11 protein-coding genes are annotated in these 16,379 nt (G+C 57.6%); 10 read left to right on the top strand and 1 reads right to left on the bottom strand.

The features are described from left to right. Positions 1–12 precede the first annotated feature (12 nt). The 10 genes from ACXADZ_RS18755 to ACXADZ_RS18710 all read left to right on the top strand — a co-directional run bounded on the left by ACXADZ_RS18755 (position 13) and on the right by ACXADZ_RS18710 (position 15,358). A complete protein-coding gene (locus ACXADZ_RS18755) occupies positions 13–2,694 on the top strand; it encodes an arsenate reductase (azurin) large subunit (protein ID WP_475198802.1) in 2,682 nt (893 codons plus the stop codon). 141 nt (positions 2,695–2,835) lie between these two features. Further along, the gene (locus tag ACXADZ_RS18750; protein ID WP_475198800.1) at positions 2,836–5,040 is read left to right on the top strand and encodes a HEAT repeat domain-containing protein; all 2,205 of its coding nucleotides are present in this window, start codon (positions 2,836–2,838) and stop codon (positions 5,038–5,040) included. Between the two features lie 14 nt (positions 5,041–5,054). Beyond that, the gene (locus ACXADZ_RS18745; protein WP_171671451.1) at positions 5,055–5,540 is read left to right on the top strand and encodes a plastocyanin/azurin family copper-binding protein; all 486 of its coding nucleotides are present in this window, start codon (positions 5,055–5,057) and stop codon (positions 5,538–5,540) included. Further along, positions 5,533–6,777, top strand: a complete 1,245-nt coding sequence (locus tag ACXADZ_RS18740; RefSeq protein WP_475198797.1) for a molybdopterin molybdotransferase MoeA — start codon at positions 5,533–5,535, stop codon at positions 6,775–6,777. Before ACXADZ_RS18745 ends, ACXADZ_RS18740 begins: the two co-directional genes overlap by 8 nt. After that, positions 6,777–7,616 (top strand): response regulator, encoded by an 840-nt coding sequence (locus tag ACXADZ_RS18735; protein WP_253746466.1) that lies wholly within the window; start codon positions 6,777–6,779, stop codon positions 7,614–7,616. Before ACXADZ_RS18740 ends, ACXADZ_RS18735 begins: the two co-directional genes overlap by 1 nt. Positions 7,617–7,869: 253 nt before the next feature. Continuing rightward, positions 7,870–9,120, top strand: coding sequence for a sarcosine oxidase subunit beta family protein (locus ACXADZ_RS18730; RefSeq protein ID WP_475198794.1), 1,251 nt, complete (start codon positions 7,870–7,872; stop codon positions 9,118–9,120). Positions 9,121–9,132: 12 nt separating this feature from the next. Continuing rightward, the gene (locus tag ACXADZ_RS18725) at positions 9,133–9,420 is read left to right on the top strand and encodes a sarcosine oxidase subunit delta (protein ID WP_171671459.1); all 288 of its coding nucleotides are present in this window, start codon (positions 9,133–9,135) and stop codon (positions 9,418–9,420) included. Continuing rightward, on the top strand, positions 9,417–12,371 hold the full coding sequence (locus tag ACXADZ_RS18720; RefSeq protein ID WP_475198791.1) for a sarcosine oxidase subunit alpha family protein: 2,955 nt from the start codon (positions 9,417–9,419) through the stop codon (positions 12,369–12,371). Before ACXADZ_RS18725 ends, ACXADZ_RS18720 begins: the two co-directional genes overlap by 4 nt. Further along, positions 12,364–12,927 (top strand): sarcosine oxidase subunit gamma, encoded by a 564-nt coding sequence (locus tag ACXADZ_RS18715; protein WP_475198789.1) that lies wholly within the window; start codon positions 12,364–12,366, stop codon positions 12,925–12,927. Before ACXADZ_RS18720 ends, ACXADZ_RS18715 begins: the two co-directional genes overlap by 8 nt. A 604-nt stretch (positions 12,928–13,531) precedes the next feature. Further along, a complete protein-coding gene (locus ACXADZ_RS18710) occupies positions 13,532–15,358 on the top strand; it encodes a BCCT family transporter (protein ID WP_171185560.1) in 1,827 nt (608 codons plus the stop codon). A gap of 140 nt (positions 15,359–15,498) precedes the next feature. On the opposite strand, the gene ACXADZ_RS18705 is transcribed toward ACXADZ_RS18710, so the two are convergent. After that, the gene (locus ACXADZ_RS18705; protein ID WP_475198787.1) at positions 15,499–16,290 is read right to left on the bottom strand and encodes an FAD binding domain-containing protein; all 792 of its coding nucleotides are present in this window, start codon (positions 16,288–16,290) and stop codon (positions 15,499–15,501) included. Between the last annotated feature and the right edge of the window lie 89 nt (positions 16,291–16,379).

The following is a 16,379-nucleotide window of genomic DNA, read 5'->3' as shown; positions in this document are numbered from 1 at the left end:
GGAGACGGTATCATGGCAACCCCGTATTACGTACCCGAAACCAACGTTCCGCTGCCGCCCAAAGGTGCCGAGGTCATCTCGACCGCCTGCGATTACTGCATCGTGGCCTGTGGTTACAAAGTCTACCGCTGGCCCGTGACGGCCGAACCCGGTGGCCCAACTGCGGACGAAAACGCGTTTGGCGAGGATTTCCCTGTTGCACCTCTGGGTGCCTGGGTTGCGCCGAACCAGCACAATATCGTGCTGCACAAAGGCCAGCCGCACCATGTGGTGATCATTCCTGACAAGGACACGCAATACGTCAACACTGACGGCGACAGTTCCTTGCGAGGCGGGTGTATCGCGCAGAAATGCTATAACCCGCAGACACCGACACGCGACCGTCTGAAGACACCGCTGATGCGGATCTATGGAACATTGATGCCAGTTCCGTGGGATCTGGCGCTGGATGTGGCGGCCGAGGTGGGCAACCACGTCATCGCCAAGCACGGCACCAACGCTTATGGCGTGAAAACCTTCAGCTATCAGTATATCGAGAACACCTATGCGATCTCGAAATACGCGCTGCGCCATATCAACACCGCCAACTTCACTTTCCACGACACGCCGTCCGATGTGACCTCGACCCCCGGTTTCAGGGATGCGGGCTTTGACAACTTTGGCCCCTCCTATGAGGACTGGCGCGATGCGGAAACCTTGCTGGTTTGCGGCACCGACCCGTATGAGACCAAGACCATCCTCTATACCCAATGGATGATGAAGGGGATGCAGAACGGTCAGAAGGAGATTTATCTGATCCCACGCCGGTCTGCCGGTGTTGCCCATGCCGAGAAAATGGGCGGTCTGCATATCGACGTTCTGCCGGGCACTGACCTGCTTGTCGTCAACGCCATTGCCCGTGTCATCGTGGAAAATGGCTGGGAAGACAGCGACTGGATCAAGAAATGGGTCAACAACAAATGGGAAAGCTCATCCGGCTTTGGTCAGGGCACCCGGAACACGCCATGGCAGTGGCGGACAACCTGGGGCAAGTTCCAGACCAAGGGCTTTGAAGACTGGAAAGAGTGGCTGCTGTCGCAGGACGAATTCGCGCCTGAGACCGCTGCGGCCATGGCCGAGATCGACGTGCAGAAGATTTACACTGCCGCCGAATGGCTCGCCAAACCTAAAGAGGACGGTTCGCGCCCGAAAACCTCGATCATGATCGAGAAAGGGTTCTATTGGTCCAACAATACCGGCAACACGCAGGCGATCTCCGCTCTGGGTATCATCTGTGGGTGTGGCGGACGTCCGGGTCAGGTCATTGGCCGGGCCGGTGGCCACCAGCGGGGCGGCGTGAAGGGCGGGAAATACCCGCGCAACAAATCGCCTGAGAAACTGCCGGGTCGTCGTCGCCGTGCCATGGATACTGACCGGTATCTGATCGCAGGCCATACCCGTATGGCCCACGTGATTGGCACCACCTGGATCCAGTCCATGTGCGGCAGCCAGCAGCTGGCTGACAAGTTCGAAGAACTCACTGTCCGCAACCCGCACCAGATCGCCTCTTTCGACAAGCAAGAGATGATCGACACGCTGAAGGCCCGCGCCGACAGCGGTGGCATGGTGGTGATCAACCAGGACATCTATCTGCAGGACCCAATCGGCAACCGCTATGCCGACATCGTGTTCCCCGCAGCGACCTGGGGTGAAGAGGACTTTCTGCGTGCCAATGGCGAACGCCGCCTGCGTCTGTATCAGAAGTTCTATGATGCGCCCGGTTCAGCGAAACCTGACTGGTGGATTGTTGGGCAACTGGCGCAGCGGATGGGCTTTGACGGGTTCGACTGGCAGAACTCGAACGAGGTAGCGGAAGAGGCCGTGCGCTTTACCCGAGGGTCGCGCAAGGATTTCCACGCTGTTTACCGTTTGGCCAAGAAAGAGGGCAAAGGCCTGCACCAGAAGGTCCGTGAGTTCGGCACCGATGGTGTACAATGCCCGGTCATGCTGGATGCCGATGGCGTCACGCTGATTGAAACCAAGCGCTTGCACGACACAACCCGCACGTTGCCCGATACCGGAGCGGCAGGTGCGGATGTGTTCAACAAAAAGCTGACGCATTTCAACAGCCAGACCGGCAAGTGCAACATCCAGAAATCGCCCTGGAACCTGTTCTCGGACTATTGGGAATGGCTCAGCCCGAACAAGGAAGAAGGCGAGCTTTGGGCCACCTCGGGTCGGATCAACGAGCGTTGGCAATCCGGTTTTGACGACCGCCGTCGCCCGTATATCGTGCAGCGCTGGCCGGAAAACTGGGTCGAAATCCATCCCGACGATGCGGCTGAGCGCGGCATCGAAAGCGGCGACTATGTGATGGTGTATTCGGAACGCGTTCCGGGCAACAAACACACGCTGCTGGGTGTGGAAGGCGATGACTTCCAGTTCTCGAAGCTGATGGAGAACGGGCATATCGAGCTGACCAAAGCGGCGATCACCGCCGTGGCCATGGTCACGCCCGCCATCAAGAAAAGCGTGGTCTACATGGACTTCCTGCACATGCAGCAGCCCGCAAACGCGCTTGAGGGCCGGATCGTCGACTGGATCAGCGGCAACTACAACTACAAGATGGGTGTTGCCAAAGTCCGCAAACTGGGGCCCAGCCCCTACAAAACGTCGTTCCGCACGATGTCCTTTGCACCGCGTGACATCGCCTGATGACAGCATGCCGGGGGGCGGACGCCATGCCGCCCCTCTGGTTCGGTCCCACTGCAGAAGGGACCACCTGGAAGGCAGGTATCGGTTGGGAAACCTGCCTTCCACTTCCCAACCTTCCCAACACAAACATGGCAGCTTGATATGAACATTCAGACCAATACCGCCCTGAGAGACGAGGCCACCGGCCTGTTTTCCGAATATGCAAAATCCGAATATGACGTTATTCGCCTGCGCGCGATTCAGGCCCTGACCACCATAGGCGCCAGCAATAGCCCGGCCCTGATCGAAGCACTGCTGGACGACGATGAGGACGTCCGACAGGATGCCGCCCAAGCCTTAGGGGCATTGGGTGTGAAAGAAGCAGCCCCGCAATTGCTTGAAAACCTGATCCACGACCCGTGTGGTGAGGTCAAACTGGCCTGCGTTACCGCTCTGGCCGAGTTGAAGGCAGCGGATGCCGCGCCCTATCTGCGTACGCTCGTAACCGGACGAGGCGACGAGATCACGTGGGACGAAGACGAGCTGCATCAGGATGAGTGGGACGACTGGCTGGACACCCAAATCGCAGCCATCAAGGCGTTGGGCCAGATGGGGGATGCAGCCGCGATTGAACCCATTGTCGTAGCCTTGATGGACGAAGATGGGCAGGAGTTGGGCGATGTTGCCTGCGAGGCTTTGGGACGGATTGGCGTACCAGCCGTGCCAACTCTGGGCGTTTTCACACAGTCTTCAAACCGCCGCTTGCGCCACCGCGCCCTACGTACCCTGGCGACGATTGGTGGTGAAGAAGCCGAAGGTCTTCTGCGCAAGGCTTTGAATGATAAGGATGGCGCTGTTCGTTTGATTGCCTATGAGTCACTGATGCCCAACGATCCGGTTCTGGTCGAGCAGGCATTGACGGACTCTGTGGAAGAAATTCGGATTGCCGCGCTCAATCAGTCCGGTTTGTCGGAACCCGAACTGCTGGATCGTATGATGCGTGACCCCGGCGCCAAGGTTCAAATGGCGCTGATCGATCGACTGGATCGTAGCCAGCCTATCGCGGATCAGGAAGACTTGCGCTGGCAAGTGCTGGACTTCCTTGCCACCGGTCAACAGCCCGAGGTCTCGGCGCAGGCGTTGGGCCTGTTGTCAGCTTTGGCGCCGACTTTGGTGGCGGATCGCCTGAATGCGCTTTTTTCTGTTGAAAGCGATGACCTCAAGGCTGAGCGCCTGCAATGGGCTATCGTGGATGCTCTTGCGACTTCGCCCCTGCGCGAAGCGGCTGAATGGTTGCAGCGTGCATGTCGCTCGCCCTTCCGGTCCGTTCGGCTCAAGGCTGTGGCGTCTCTTGCCTTGATCGTTACTGACATGGATCGCCCGCATGTAAATCAACAACAGGGACGCGAGTTGCTGTTGTCCTACGCATTGGCGCCTATGCCGGTTGCAATAGAAGAGGAAGAAAAAGACGCTCCGCTAACCGACATCGCCGCGTTGCAAGACGCGGGTCTTGATGTGTCAGAAGGCGGTGAGAATGGCCCGACATCCAGCCTCGGTGCGATCTTGGGTCATGATGCTATTGCTGCTGAAATGACACAAGAGGCCGCGGAAGACGACGTCCAGCCGCTTAGCCCGCGCGAACAAGCTCTGTTGGCCAAGGCGACCCGTCATCCCAAACGCCGTCGCGTGGCGTTGGACGACGATGCCGAGGCGTTAGAAAGGGAAACTCGCATGTCTGCCATCCGCCTGTTGGGCGAAATTCGCGGGATGCAGATCATGCTTGCTCAGATTGCCAAGGACCCCGAAACCGACATAGCACAACACGCCTTTGCAGCGCTTGGCGTTTCAATTGTGCGCAACGGGCTAGAGCTGGGCGAAGCGCAACTGGTCGACCTGATCACTCAGGGGCTTTCGCACACAGATTCCACCCTTTCACTGCAAGCGTTGAAATTGCTGCAAAAGGCCGATCTGTCACCGCAAGACGCGCTGAGAGGTAAGTTGCGGGCGATGATAAAAACCGGAGATACTGCCTTTCGTATCGACGCCATGCACGTCCTAACCCAATGGGATGGCACCCCGGACGTGGCGCGTAGCCTGCTGGATGACATCTCGGCCCCGGTACGGCAAGCAGCGATGCGTCTTTTGTCGGTGACAGCACCGGATCAGGCAGGCGCTGCCATTGTGCCGTTCCTTCTGGCCAACCCCGAGCAGCGAATCCTGACCTATGTCAAAGACGACGCCCCTGCGGTGATGTCCATTGGTCGCCAATTGCTGACCGAGTTGCGCGACGAAGACCACCGCGCCGAATGGCCGGTGATGATAAGCGCGCTGGCCGATTTGTTGGGGGAACCTTCACGGGCGGCCTGAACCCGGAGGGACACATGACACTTTCGCTGAAACCATGTGCAGCGATATTGGCATTGGCATTGGCATTTGCTCCTGTCGCGCAGGCCGAGGATGTTCCCGAGGTTGCCGTTGTGCATCAGATCATCGATTTGAACGCCGATACCCCGGCGCATACCTTTCGGTTTGAGCCGAACCTGTTGCGTGTACCCGCCGGTGCAACCGTGCGTTTCAAGGGGTCGACCGGGCGTCACACGGTAACGTCGATTATCCGAATGATCCCCGTCGGAGCCCGTAGTTTCGAGATCAGGGGCAAGCCCGAGATGGACCTGACCTTCGAGAAAGAGGGCGTCTATGGTATTCGCTGCCGCGTGCATGGCCGACACGGAATGGTGATGCTGCTAGTTGTTGGCGATCCCAACTCGAACCTGGAAGAAGCGCGCGCCTATCTGCCCAAGCTCGGTGAGGCTGAGCAGGCTGGATTTGAAGCGCTGTTCGAACAATTGGAGAACCAAAATGGCTGATGGATGCGCTTGTGACCGCCACGCTCATATGTACCTGTCCGTCGAGCAGGCACTGAATCGCGGCTTGGCCGTCTCTGATCCGTTGACCGACACGGAAACATTACCGTTGATCCAAGCGATCGGACGGGTGCTGGCAGAGGACTGTACCAGCAAGGTCGACATGCCAGCCTTCGATAATTCGGCAATGGACGGCTATGCGGTTCGGACTCATGATCTGGGCGACGGTCCGCTGTTCGATTTGCCGGTTGGCGGGCGCATTGCAGCGGGAGACAGCGGTGCGCATTCGGCCCCGCTGGGCAGTGCCCTGCGTATCTTCACCGGCGCGCCGGTTCCAAGCGATTTCGACGCGGTGTTGATGCAGGAAGATTGCGACGTCACAGAGAACGGCATCCGGTTCGCCCGCCGGCCGAAACCGGGGCAGCATATCCGCAGGGTGGGCGAAGATCTGAAGGCAGGCGCCCCGATCCTGCGTCGGGGATGCGAGATTACTGCACGAGAAGCCGCAGCCCTGGCCTCTGCCGGGTATGGTGCGGTGAATGTGGTGCGCAAGCTGAAGGTTACGATCTTTTCAACGGGAAGCGAGTTGAAACAGCCGGGTGACGATCTCGGGCCCGGTCAGATCTACAACTCGAACCGCTATATGCTACGGGCGTTGTTGGACAAGCCCTGGATCGATTTGACCGATAACGGCCCGGTCGAAGATGACCCGGCCTTGTTGGAGCAGGTTTTGCGTGATGCGTGTGAGACATCTGATCTGATCATCACGACCGGCGGTGTTTCGGTTGGGGATGAAGACCACATGCCACGCTTGTTTGAGGCGATCGGCGGCCGGACCGAAGTGATGAAGGTTGCGATGAAGCCCGGCAAACCGATCATGTTCGGACGGCGCGGGGATGCTCTTTATGTCGGGTTGCCAGGCAATCCAGTGTCGGCCTATGTGACCTGGCAAATTATCGGATCGCAAATGATGGCAAGACGAGCCGGATTGCATCGCGCACCTCAAGTGCCGGAACAAGCGGTTCTGGCGGAACCGCTGCAACGCCGCGCTGGCCGGCAAGAATACCGACCGGTCCAGATCGAAGGCTTTTCGGCAGATGGCGCACCGCGCCTGCGGCTGATGGCCCCGTCCTATAGCGGGCGGGTCGCGTTGCTGGCGCAGGCCGACGGCTTGGCGGTCATCCCGGCCGAAACCGAAACAATGTCCCCAGGGCAGGGGCTGGGCTTTCTAAGGTTCTGATGTCGCACGTTATGCTGAAAACTGTTACCGCTCGCGGCTTGCACGATCCAAGCGCGCGCGGTTACAACAGGTCTGCGCCAGCCAGTAACGCCCGCCCGGAAACCCTTATGGTCAAAGAACATATTCTTGTTGTTGATGATGATCCACAGATCACCTCGTTCTTGCAGAGGTATCTTGAGAAACAGGGTTGCCAGGTCACATGCGCGGCGGACGGCACTGCAATGGATGCGGTTCTGGCCCATGGGGGCGTGGATCTGATCCTGCTGGATATCGGCTTGCCGGGGCGCAATGGCTTTGACATTACGCGTGAGCTTCGCGTTGAATCCAATATCCCGATTATCGTTTTGTCGGGCCGCGATGACATATTTGATCGGGTTGTCGGCCTGGAATTCGGGGCCGACGATTACATCACCAAACCCTTTGAAGCACGTGAGGTTCTGGCGCGTATCAGAACCGTACTGCGCAGAAGCCGAACTGAAGAGAGCGCAACCTCTGAAAACGGGTCTGAATCTGCGCTAATCACATTCGGTAATTGGGTTTTGAACCCTCATGAACGGACGCTGACCTCCAAAGATAGTGGACAGCAAACGCCCCTGACAACGACTGAGTTTGACGTATTGCAAGCTTTTGTCACAAGCCCGCATATGGTTTTTTCACGCGATCAGTTGCTGGACAAGGCGCGGGGGCGCGAGACCGTAGTCGGCGACCGCACAATTGACGTCCACGTATTACGGCTTCGCAAAAAAATCGAACCCGACCCGACCCAGCCGACTTTTATCAAGACGGTTCATGGAATCGGATACTGTTTCGCCGCAAACGTGCGGAAATCCGGAGTTTGAATCGTAAAGCCGGTCAGGCAAACGATCCGCTAAGCGTTATCTGGGGCATGAACGGTTTGGTAGATTTTCAACTCGATAGTTTCCCGCTTCTGAGAAAAACAAAAGGCTTCTTGCATTCACATCTCATCAGAACAGTCACATACTCGTCTGCAATTTGTCGCTCTTGTTAAAGTGCATGACGGAATAAGCACTGACGCGGCCATTCGCCTGCCTCAATATGCGCCGGTGCACAGACAGTTAGGAACACATCCAGATGCGGTATTCGGCTCTCGCTATTTTGCGACAGGTTCTGAATGGTCACAGGGGTTGGGGCCCCGCGTGGCGAGATCCCGAGCCGCAATCAGACTATGATTTCATCGTTATCGGCGGCGGCGGTCACGGTCTGGCAACGGCCTACTATCTGGCGAAAGAGCATGGTGCAGCCAAAATCGCGGTCTTGGAAAAAGGTTGGATCGGTGGTGGTAACGTCGGTCGGAACACAACGATCATCCGGGCCAACTATCTGCTGGACGGCAACCAGCCGTTTTATGAGCTCTCACTCAAGCTATGGGAAAACCTTGAACAGGACCTGAACTATAACGCGATGGTCAGCCAACGCGGTATTCTTAACCTTTGTCACACGGATTCGCAGCGCGACGCTTACCGTCGTCGGGGCAACGCGATGATGTTCACCGACTCCGGCGCCGAACTCCTGGATGCAGAGGGCGTGCGCGCGATGTATCCCTTCCTGAATTTTGACAACGCGCGGTTCCCGATCCTTGGCGGTTTGCTGCATCGGCGTGGTGGCACGGCGCGACATGACGGGGTGGCCTGGGGCTATGCACGCGCGGCGGACCAGCGGGGCGTCGACATCATTCAGAACTGTGAAGTCACCGGGTTTCGTATCGAAAACGGCAAAGTTCTGGGCGTTGAAACCACCCGAGGTTACATCGGAGCCAAAAAGGTGGGCGTTGCTGTTGCAGGTTCGTCTGGTCGCGTGATGGGGCAGGCGGGAATGCGTCTGCCTATCGAAAGTCATGTTTTGCAGGCTTTTGTGTCTGAAGGTCTAAAGCCTGTTTTGGACGGTGTAATCACCTATGGGGCCGGGCATTTTTACATCAGCCAGTCCGACAAAGGCGGGCTGGTGTTTGGTGGCGATATCGACGGCTACAACACCTATGCCCAAAGGGGCAATTTGCCGGTGGTAGAGGATGTTGTTGAAGGGGGCATGGCTGTCATGCCGATGATTGGCCGAACGCGCCTGCTTCGGATGTGGGGCGGTGTGATGGACATGTCGATGGACGGATCACCCTTTATCGATCACACGGGCATCGAGGGCCTCTATTTCAATGGGGGTTGGTGCTACGGCGGCTTCAAGGCAACCCCCGCTTCGGGCTTTTGCTTTGCGCATTTGATGGCCACTGATCGCCCGCATGAGGTCGCCACCGGATATCGCCTCGACCGCTTCAAAACCGGTCGGATGATTGACGAAAGAGGCGCAGGCGCGCAACCGAATCTGCACTGAGGAAGCCAGGACATGATTATCAATCACCCATTGCTTGGCCCGCGTGATGCATCCGAGTTCACCTATCTGGGCGACGCCTCGTTGATCGAACGGCCAGATTGGCAGTCAGAAACGGCGCAAGACGAATTTCACGACTATGTCTACCTGCGGGACAACCCTGCGGGCACGCATCGCGAGCTTTGGTTTCATGAACAGGGGGACCGGTCCTGGCTGGTGGTTACCCGCAATACATTGACGCATGAAATCCTGGCAACGGAACTGGCGCGGGACGTTGCCCGCAAGATGGGGCGCGGGAAATGACTCAGAAAAACCGCTTGCAAGGGGGCTTGGTCGACCGCTCGAAAAAGCTGCGTTTTACCTTCGATGGGAAGTCATACGAAGGCTATCAGGGCGACACGCTGGCTTCGGCCCTTCTTGCCAATGACGTGCGGCTGGTTGGTCGTTCCTTCAAGTATCACCGTCCGCGCGGCGTTCTGGCTGCGGGTTCGGAAGAACCCAACGCGCTTGTCGAATTGCGGACGGGCAACAGGCAGGAACCGAACACGCGCGCGACGACGATCGAACTGTTTGATGGGCTTGACGCGAAATCGCAGAACCGCTGGCCCTCATTGGCGTTTGATGCGATGTCGGTCAACGACCGGTTGTCGCCGTTTCTGACGGCAGGGTTTTATTACAAGACCTTTATGTGGCCCAAAGCGTTCTGGGAAAAGCTGTACGAGCCAATGATCCGCAAGGCCGCGGGTTTGGGCAGTCTGTCACAAGAAGACGATCCGGACATCTACGACAAAGGTTACCTGCATTGCGATATACTTGTGATCGGGGCGGGTCCATCGGGATTGATCGCCGCATTGACGGCAGCCCGGTCCGGGGCACGAGTCATTCTGGCGGACGAAGACAGCCAGATGGGCGGTCGCTTGTTGGCCGACAGTGACCGGTTCGAGGGTGTATCGAATGCCGATTGGGTTGCCCAGACGTTGGGCGAGCTGGCGTCGATGGACAATGTCCGCCTGCTGACACGCACCACTGTGTTTGGTGTGTACGACCATGGCATCTTTGGTGCGCTCGAGCGCGTGTCAGATCACCTCGCGGTGCCCGAAGCGGGCAAGCCGCGGCAGATTCTGTGGCGCGTTTACGCCAAGCGTTCGGTATTGTGTGCCGGGGCGACGGAACGGCCCATCGCGTTCGCCAACAATGATCGACCGGGCATCATGCTGGCAGGTGCGATGCGCGAATATGCAAACCGTTGGGCGGTTACACCGGGTCAGCGCGTTGCGATCTTCACCAACAACGACGAAGGCCACTTTGCCGCGCAAGACTTGATCCGCGCAGGGGTAAAAGTTGTCGCTGTGATCGACCCTCGTCATGACGTGCAACGCATTGCCGAGTGTGAATTGCTGGCGGGCGCGCAGGTCACGGATGCGCAGGGTCGTCTAGGGTTGAAAATGATCACCGTGCAATTGTCCGACGGTCAGACCCGACCGATTGAGGTAAGCGGATTGGGTGTGTCGGGTGGGTGGAACCCGAATGTGCAACTGACGTGTCACCAACGCGGTCGTCCGCAATGGTCAGACACGCTTGCAGCTTTCGTGCCGTCGGCAGATCTGCCAACGGGTATGTGTGTTGCAGGGGCCGCGGCGGGTGAGCTTACCAATTCCGGCGCGCTTGCGTCCGGCCAGGATGCGGCGCTTGCTGCCTTGAAAGATTTGGGGATCAAAGCCAAACGGATCGATTTGCCGGAAAGCAAAGACGAAGAATACCAGATATCTCCGCTCTGGCATGTGCCTGGTAAGGGCCGCGTCTGGCTGGATTTTCAGAACGATGTGACAGTCAAGGACGTCAAGCTGGCAGAGCAGGAAGGGTTCCGAAGTGTCGAGCACCTGAAACGCTATACCACGCTGGGTATGGCGACCGATCAGGGCAAGACAGCAAACGTAGGCGCGCTGGCCGTTATGGCCGAGATTACGGGCAAGAGCATACCTGAAACAGGCACCACCATCTTCCGACCGCCGTATTCGCCGGTGTCGATGGGCGCATGGGCAGGACGCTCGGTCGGGAAAGATTTCAAACCCACCCGTCTGACGCCCAGCCACCATTGGGCTGAAGAACAGGGCGCTGTGTTTGTCGAAGTTGGCCCGTGGCTGCGTGCGCAATGGTTCCCCCAGCCAGGTGAAAACCATTGGCGTCAATCGGTGGACCGCGAGGTCTTGTCCGTGCGCAGCAGTGTGGGTGTCTGCGACGTCACCACATTGGGTAAGATCGACGTTCAGGGTGCAGATGCAGCCGCCTTCCTGAACAAGGTCTATTGCAACGGTTTTGCCAAGCTGCCCGTGGGCAAAACCCGCTATGGGCTCATGCTGCGAGAAGACGGCCTTGTCATGGATGACGGCACTGCAGCGCGTCTGGCCGAGGATCACTTTGTGGTCACCACAACCACAGCCAACGCGGTGGGCGTCTATCGTCATATGGAATTTGTACATCAATGCTTGTTCCCGGACATGGACGTGCAGTTGATTTCGGCCACCGACGCCTGGGCGCAGTTTGCCGTTGCCGGCCCGAAATCTCGTGAGCTGTTGCAGCAGGTCGTTGATCGAGATTTTGACATCAGCAACGAGGCCTTTCCCTTCATGGGGTGCGCCGAAATCACCATTGCAGGCGGCATCCCGGCGCGGTTGTTCCGCATCTCGTTCTCGGGTGAGTTGGCTTTTGAACTTGCAGTGCCCACGCGGTATGGCGATGCGTTGATCCGGCACCTGATGGAGCTTGGTCAGCCTTTGGGGGTCACCCCATACGGGATGGAAGCGCTGGGTGTGTTGCGGATCGAAAAAGGTCATGTGACAGGGAATGAGCTCAACGGAACTGTTAGCGCTCATAACTTGGGTATGGGCCGTATGGTTTCGACAAAAAAAGACAGTATCGGCGCACCGCTCAGCGCACGAGAGGCCTTGGTTGACCCTGATGGATTGGCTTTGGTCGGCATCCAACCCGTTGATACCTCAGATACTGTGTTGGCCGGGTCGCATGTCTTTGCGGAAGGCGCGTCACATCTGCCGCAGAACGATCAGGGCTATGTCACTTCGGCCGGCTATTCGCCACACTTGTCCAGCAGCATCGGCCTTGCGTTTGTCCAGCGCGGCGCCGAGCGTCTGGGCGAGACGGTTCAGATCGTGAGCCCGGTGGACAACGTGAACATCCAAGCAACCCTTGTCAGCGCTCACTTCGTTGACCCTGAAGGAGACAGGCTCCGTGCGTGATTTTGTTGCCAAGGCCGCATTGGGCGGTACCGAACCTCGGAAGGACGTGATTGGAGCGCTGACCTTTCAAGAGCGTGACGACATCGCTTTGGCGTCGATCTCAGCCCGTTTGGGTCAGGAGGAGGCGCTGAAAGCCAAGTTGGGAAGCCTGTGCTCTGTCGCAATCCCCGCGCCTGGATGCAGCGAAAACGGTACAGCCAACAGTTTGCACTGGCTTGGCGCAGATCAATATCTGTGTGAAGAACCGTTGTCTGGCCCGTTGGTTTTGGCCCGTCGCCTTGCAGATGCACTGGCAGGCATCGCGTCAATCACGGATCAAACGGATGCCTTTGTTCGGATTGATGTGTCCGGACAAGGTGTTGTCGACCTGTTTCAACGCCTTACCGTCCTTGATGTCGAAGAGATGTCGGCGGGCGCATTCACCCGCACCGCAATTCATCACGTGGGATGCCTGCTACGTTGCAATCAGGCGGGGACGGCCTTTTCTGTCTATGCACCGCGCAGCTACGCGATCTCGGTTCACCATGCGTTGACAGAAGTAGCAAAGGGCTTATGAGGCTCGGTCACCAAGCGCCTGAGGCATAGACGCCTGAGGCTGTTCGGGTGCGTGCTTAAGCGCAACACGGCGCGACAAGGAAAAACTCTCCCGGTTTGATACGCTGAATGTGCCATGTGCCGTTAACTAACCCGCGGCCAGCACGGGCTGAACATGACGCGTCCACCCCGGCGCCAGACCGGCCGCTTTGGTCAGTTCTAAACCTCGGTGTGCTCCAATCCCATTTGGTTCCGCTAACACTAGGGTGTGTGAATGTGTTGGTCGCTTCGATCGACGTAAGCGTCGGTTTTTTGAATGACCTGTTCCCACCTCGTTTATAGGGTCCTCCAATCGAAACACGCAAAATCTCTTGCAGCTTTAAGTGCTGGTCCAGCGGCTTTTTAGTCCGCCCCCAGGAACCGGAAGCATCGCAAGTGGTGAAAAAAGCGGGAGGAATCCAACGGTACGCCATGCCGGGAGACGTGGTGAAATTACCGTAGCTCAAACCAAAGTGGGCAGAGCCCGTTCATGGTATGGTTGGTGCCACAGAGCGTTTCGCTCTGTGCCCTTCCGCCTCTCAGTTCACACACCAAAAAAACGGCATATGCAAGGAGGAGCAAGCAACATGTCGATACCTGAACCCTTTACGGACGTTGAAATAGAAACGGCGAATGCCGGTTTCTATGAAAACTACAGCGTCCCGATTGCTCTGCTCAGCAAGGCGATCATGGTCGGCCTGGTTTTGTGGGCCTTGGTTTTCCCTGCCAATGCAAACAGCACTCTGGGCAGTTTGAATGGAAAGCTGCTTGAAATTTTCAACAGTTTCTACGTCATCATTGTAGGCCTGTTTTTCTTTTTTCTCGCCATCGTCGCAATTATTCCGGCAACGGGGCGCCGGATTATGGGAACGCCGGGTGAAAAGCCCGAGTTTTCAAACTTTTCTTGGTTTTCCATGATGTTTGGCGCAGGTCTGGGCGTGGGGCTTATGGTATTTGCCACGGCTGAACCCCTCGGGCTATGGGGGTCGAACCCGGTGGTGGTATCCGGCGCGGTCGAAGGAAACTCGCCCGAAGCTCTGCAATCGGCTTACCGCTTCACTTACCTGCACTATGGCTTCCATGCCTGGGCAATCTACGTCGTGACCGGCTTGTCGCTGGCTTATTACGCTTACACCCGTGATATGCCACTGACTATTCGCTCGGCCCTGACCCCGCTGTTCGGTCGCTTCGTCAACGGCTTTTTCGGTCATGTTGTCGATGTACTGGGCGTTGTTGCTACGATCCTTGGTGTTTCAGTCACCATTGGATACGGCGTCAGCCAATTCATTGACGGTCTGTACGCCATCACTGGTATGGATTGGATCATGGACCTGAGCGGCGAGGTGCCAACCCCAAGCAAAGTAGGTTTGATCACTGGGCTTGTCGTGATAATGACCTTGTCGATCCTGTCTGCTGTGTCGGGCGTTGGGCGCGGTGTCAAATATCTGTCGAACTTGAACCTTGTTCTCTCGGTCATCTTGCTGGGTACGTTCATCGTTTTTGGCTCGTTCGTTTTCGCCATGACCACCTATGGGTCGGCAATGGTCGATTACATCCTGCACTTCCTGTCGCTTAGCTTTAACGCTTATGGCCCGCTATCGGCGGAAGCCTTTGCAGCAGCTTTGCCTGCCGAAGCGCAGGCTCACGCAAAAGACCTCATGGGTGGTGCGACCAACGCTTGGGGCAGCTTTGACGGCTTCAAAAGTGGCTTGGAAGGCGCTGCCGCGCAGTTGGACGAAGCAACCCTTGAGGCGGCATACGCTGCAGGTGAACAAGGGCGTCAATTTGGTTGGCAGGCCGGTTGGACCACGTTCTACTGGGCCTGGTGGATCGCGTTCTCGCCCTTTGTGGGTCTGTTCCTTGCGCGTATCTCCAAAGGCCGGTCCGTGCGTGAATTTATCTTGGGCTGTGTGTTCGCCCCTGCGCTTGTCTGCTTTGCCTGGATGACTGTTCTGGGCGGCACGGCAATTGACCTTGAACTGGCTGGCGCGGCCGAAGGTGCGATCATTGGCGCTTCGAACACCAACAAACTGTTCGTGACGCTGTCTTACATGATCGACGGTGGGCTCCTGTCCATGCTGAACGTGATGTGCGTGATCCTGATCCTGACCTTTCTGGTCACTTCAGCTGACTCAGGCATTTTGGTGATGAACACCATCATGTCTGGTGGCAGCCAGGAAACCGGCGTCAAGCATCGGATAATCTGGGGCGTGATCCTGACTGCAGTGATCGGTGCGCTTATTCTGGCAGCCGGTGCGAACAACCCACTGGACGCATTGCGCAACGCCATGATCATCGGCGCGCTGCCGTTTACCATGGTGATGGGTCTTATGTGCCTTGCGTTGGGTAAAGCCCTGTTCCGCGACAGTCAGCGTGACAAACACGGATCAGTGAGCACGCAGGCGGCTGAATAGTCACGCCAGTTATCCTCAGATTAGTCAGGCCGTCCAAATGGGCGGCCTGATAGTTTGTAAGAACGAAGGTGATAAGTTTTTAGCCTGGCATGAAAAAAGCCCCGGCAGAACCGGGGCCTTTCGGGTTTAGGTGTAAAGACTTACATGCAGGCTTCAACGGCGCGTTTAGTCATCACAGATACAAGATGCGCGCGATACGCTTTGCTACCATGCAAGTCCGAGATCATGTTGGCTGGGTTGACCCGAAGATCCATCAACGCGTCCGGGCGGAATTCCTTACCTAATGCGTCTTCGGCCTCGGACCAACGGAACACGCCATCCTCACTTGCGCCAGTGACAGCCACCCGCACGCCGTCGGCAAAACGGGCAAGGTAAACGCCGACCAGCGCAAACCGAGACGCAGGTTGCAGGAACTTTTGATAGCTTGCAGCCTGCGGCACAGGGAACCGGATCGAGGTGATGATTTCACCTTCTTCAAGTGCGGTGCTGAACATGCCCTCAAAGAACGCATCCGCCGCGATCTGGCGTGTGTTGGTCACAATGGTTGCCGCAGACCCAAGAACCCCGGCCGGATAACAGGCCGCCGGATCGTTGTTGGCCACCGACCCACCGACGGTACCGCGGTTACGCACCGCAGGATCACCGATCTGCCCGGCCAACGCCGCAAGCGCGGGATAAGTCCCCGCGGCCTCGCGCGCCACAGTGGCGTGTGTCGTTGCCCCACCGATCGAGACAGACCCGTCATCTTCAACGCAGACACCCTGCATTTCGACAATGCCACTCATCGACACCAGTTTGGACGGCGCGGCAAGCCGCTGTTTCAGCGTCGGGATCAGGGTTTGCCCACCTCCCAACGCTTGCGCGTCCTCAGCCCCCAACGCAGCCACGGCGTCGGCAATGGTCGAGGGTTTTTCAAACTCGAAATTGTACATTTCGTTTTCCTTTCCGAAAGGCGCTCTTTGGCCTTCATCTTTTTGGAAATACTCCGGGGAGCGCGAGGGGCTGGCCCCTCGCACTCCAA

Source organism: Ruegeria sp. ABM4_193 (genome assembly GCF_056158705.1).
The sequence above is the reverse complement of the archived record's forward strand: the minus strand, read 5'-3'. Positions and strand labels throughout refer to the sequence as shown.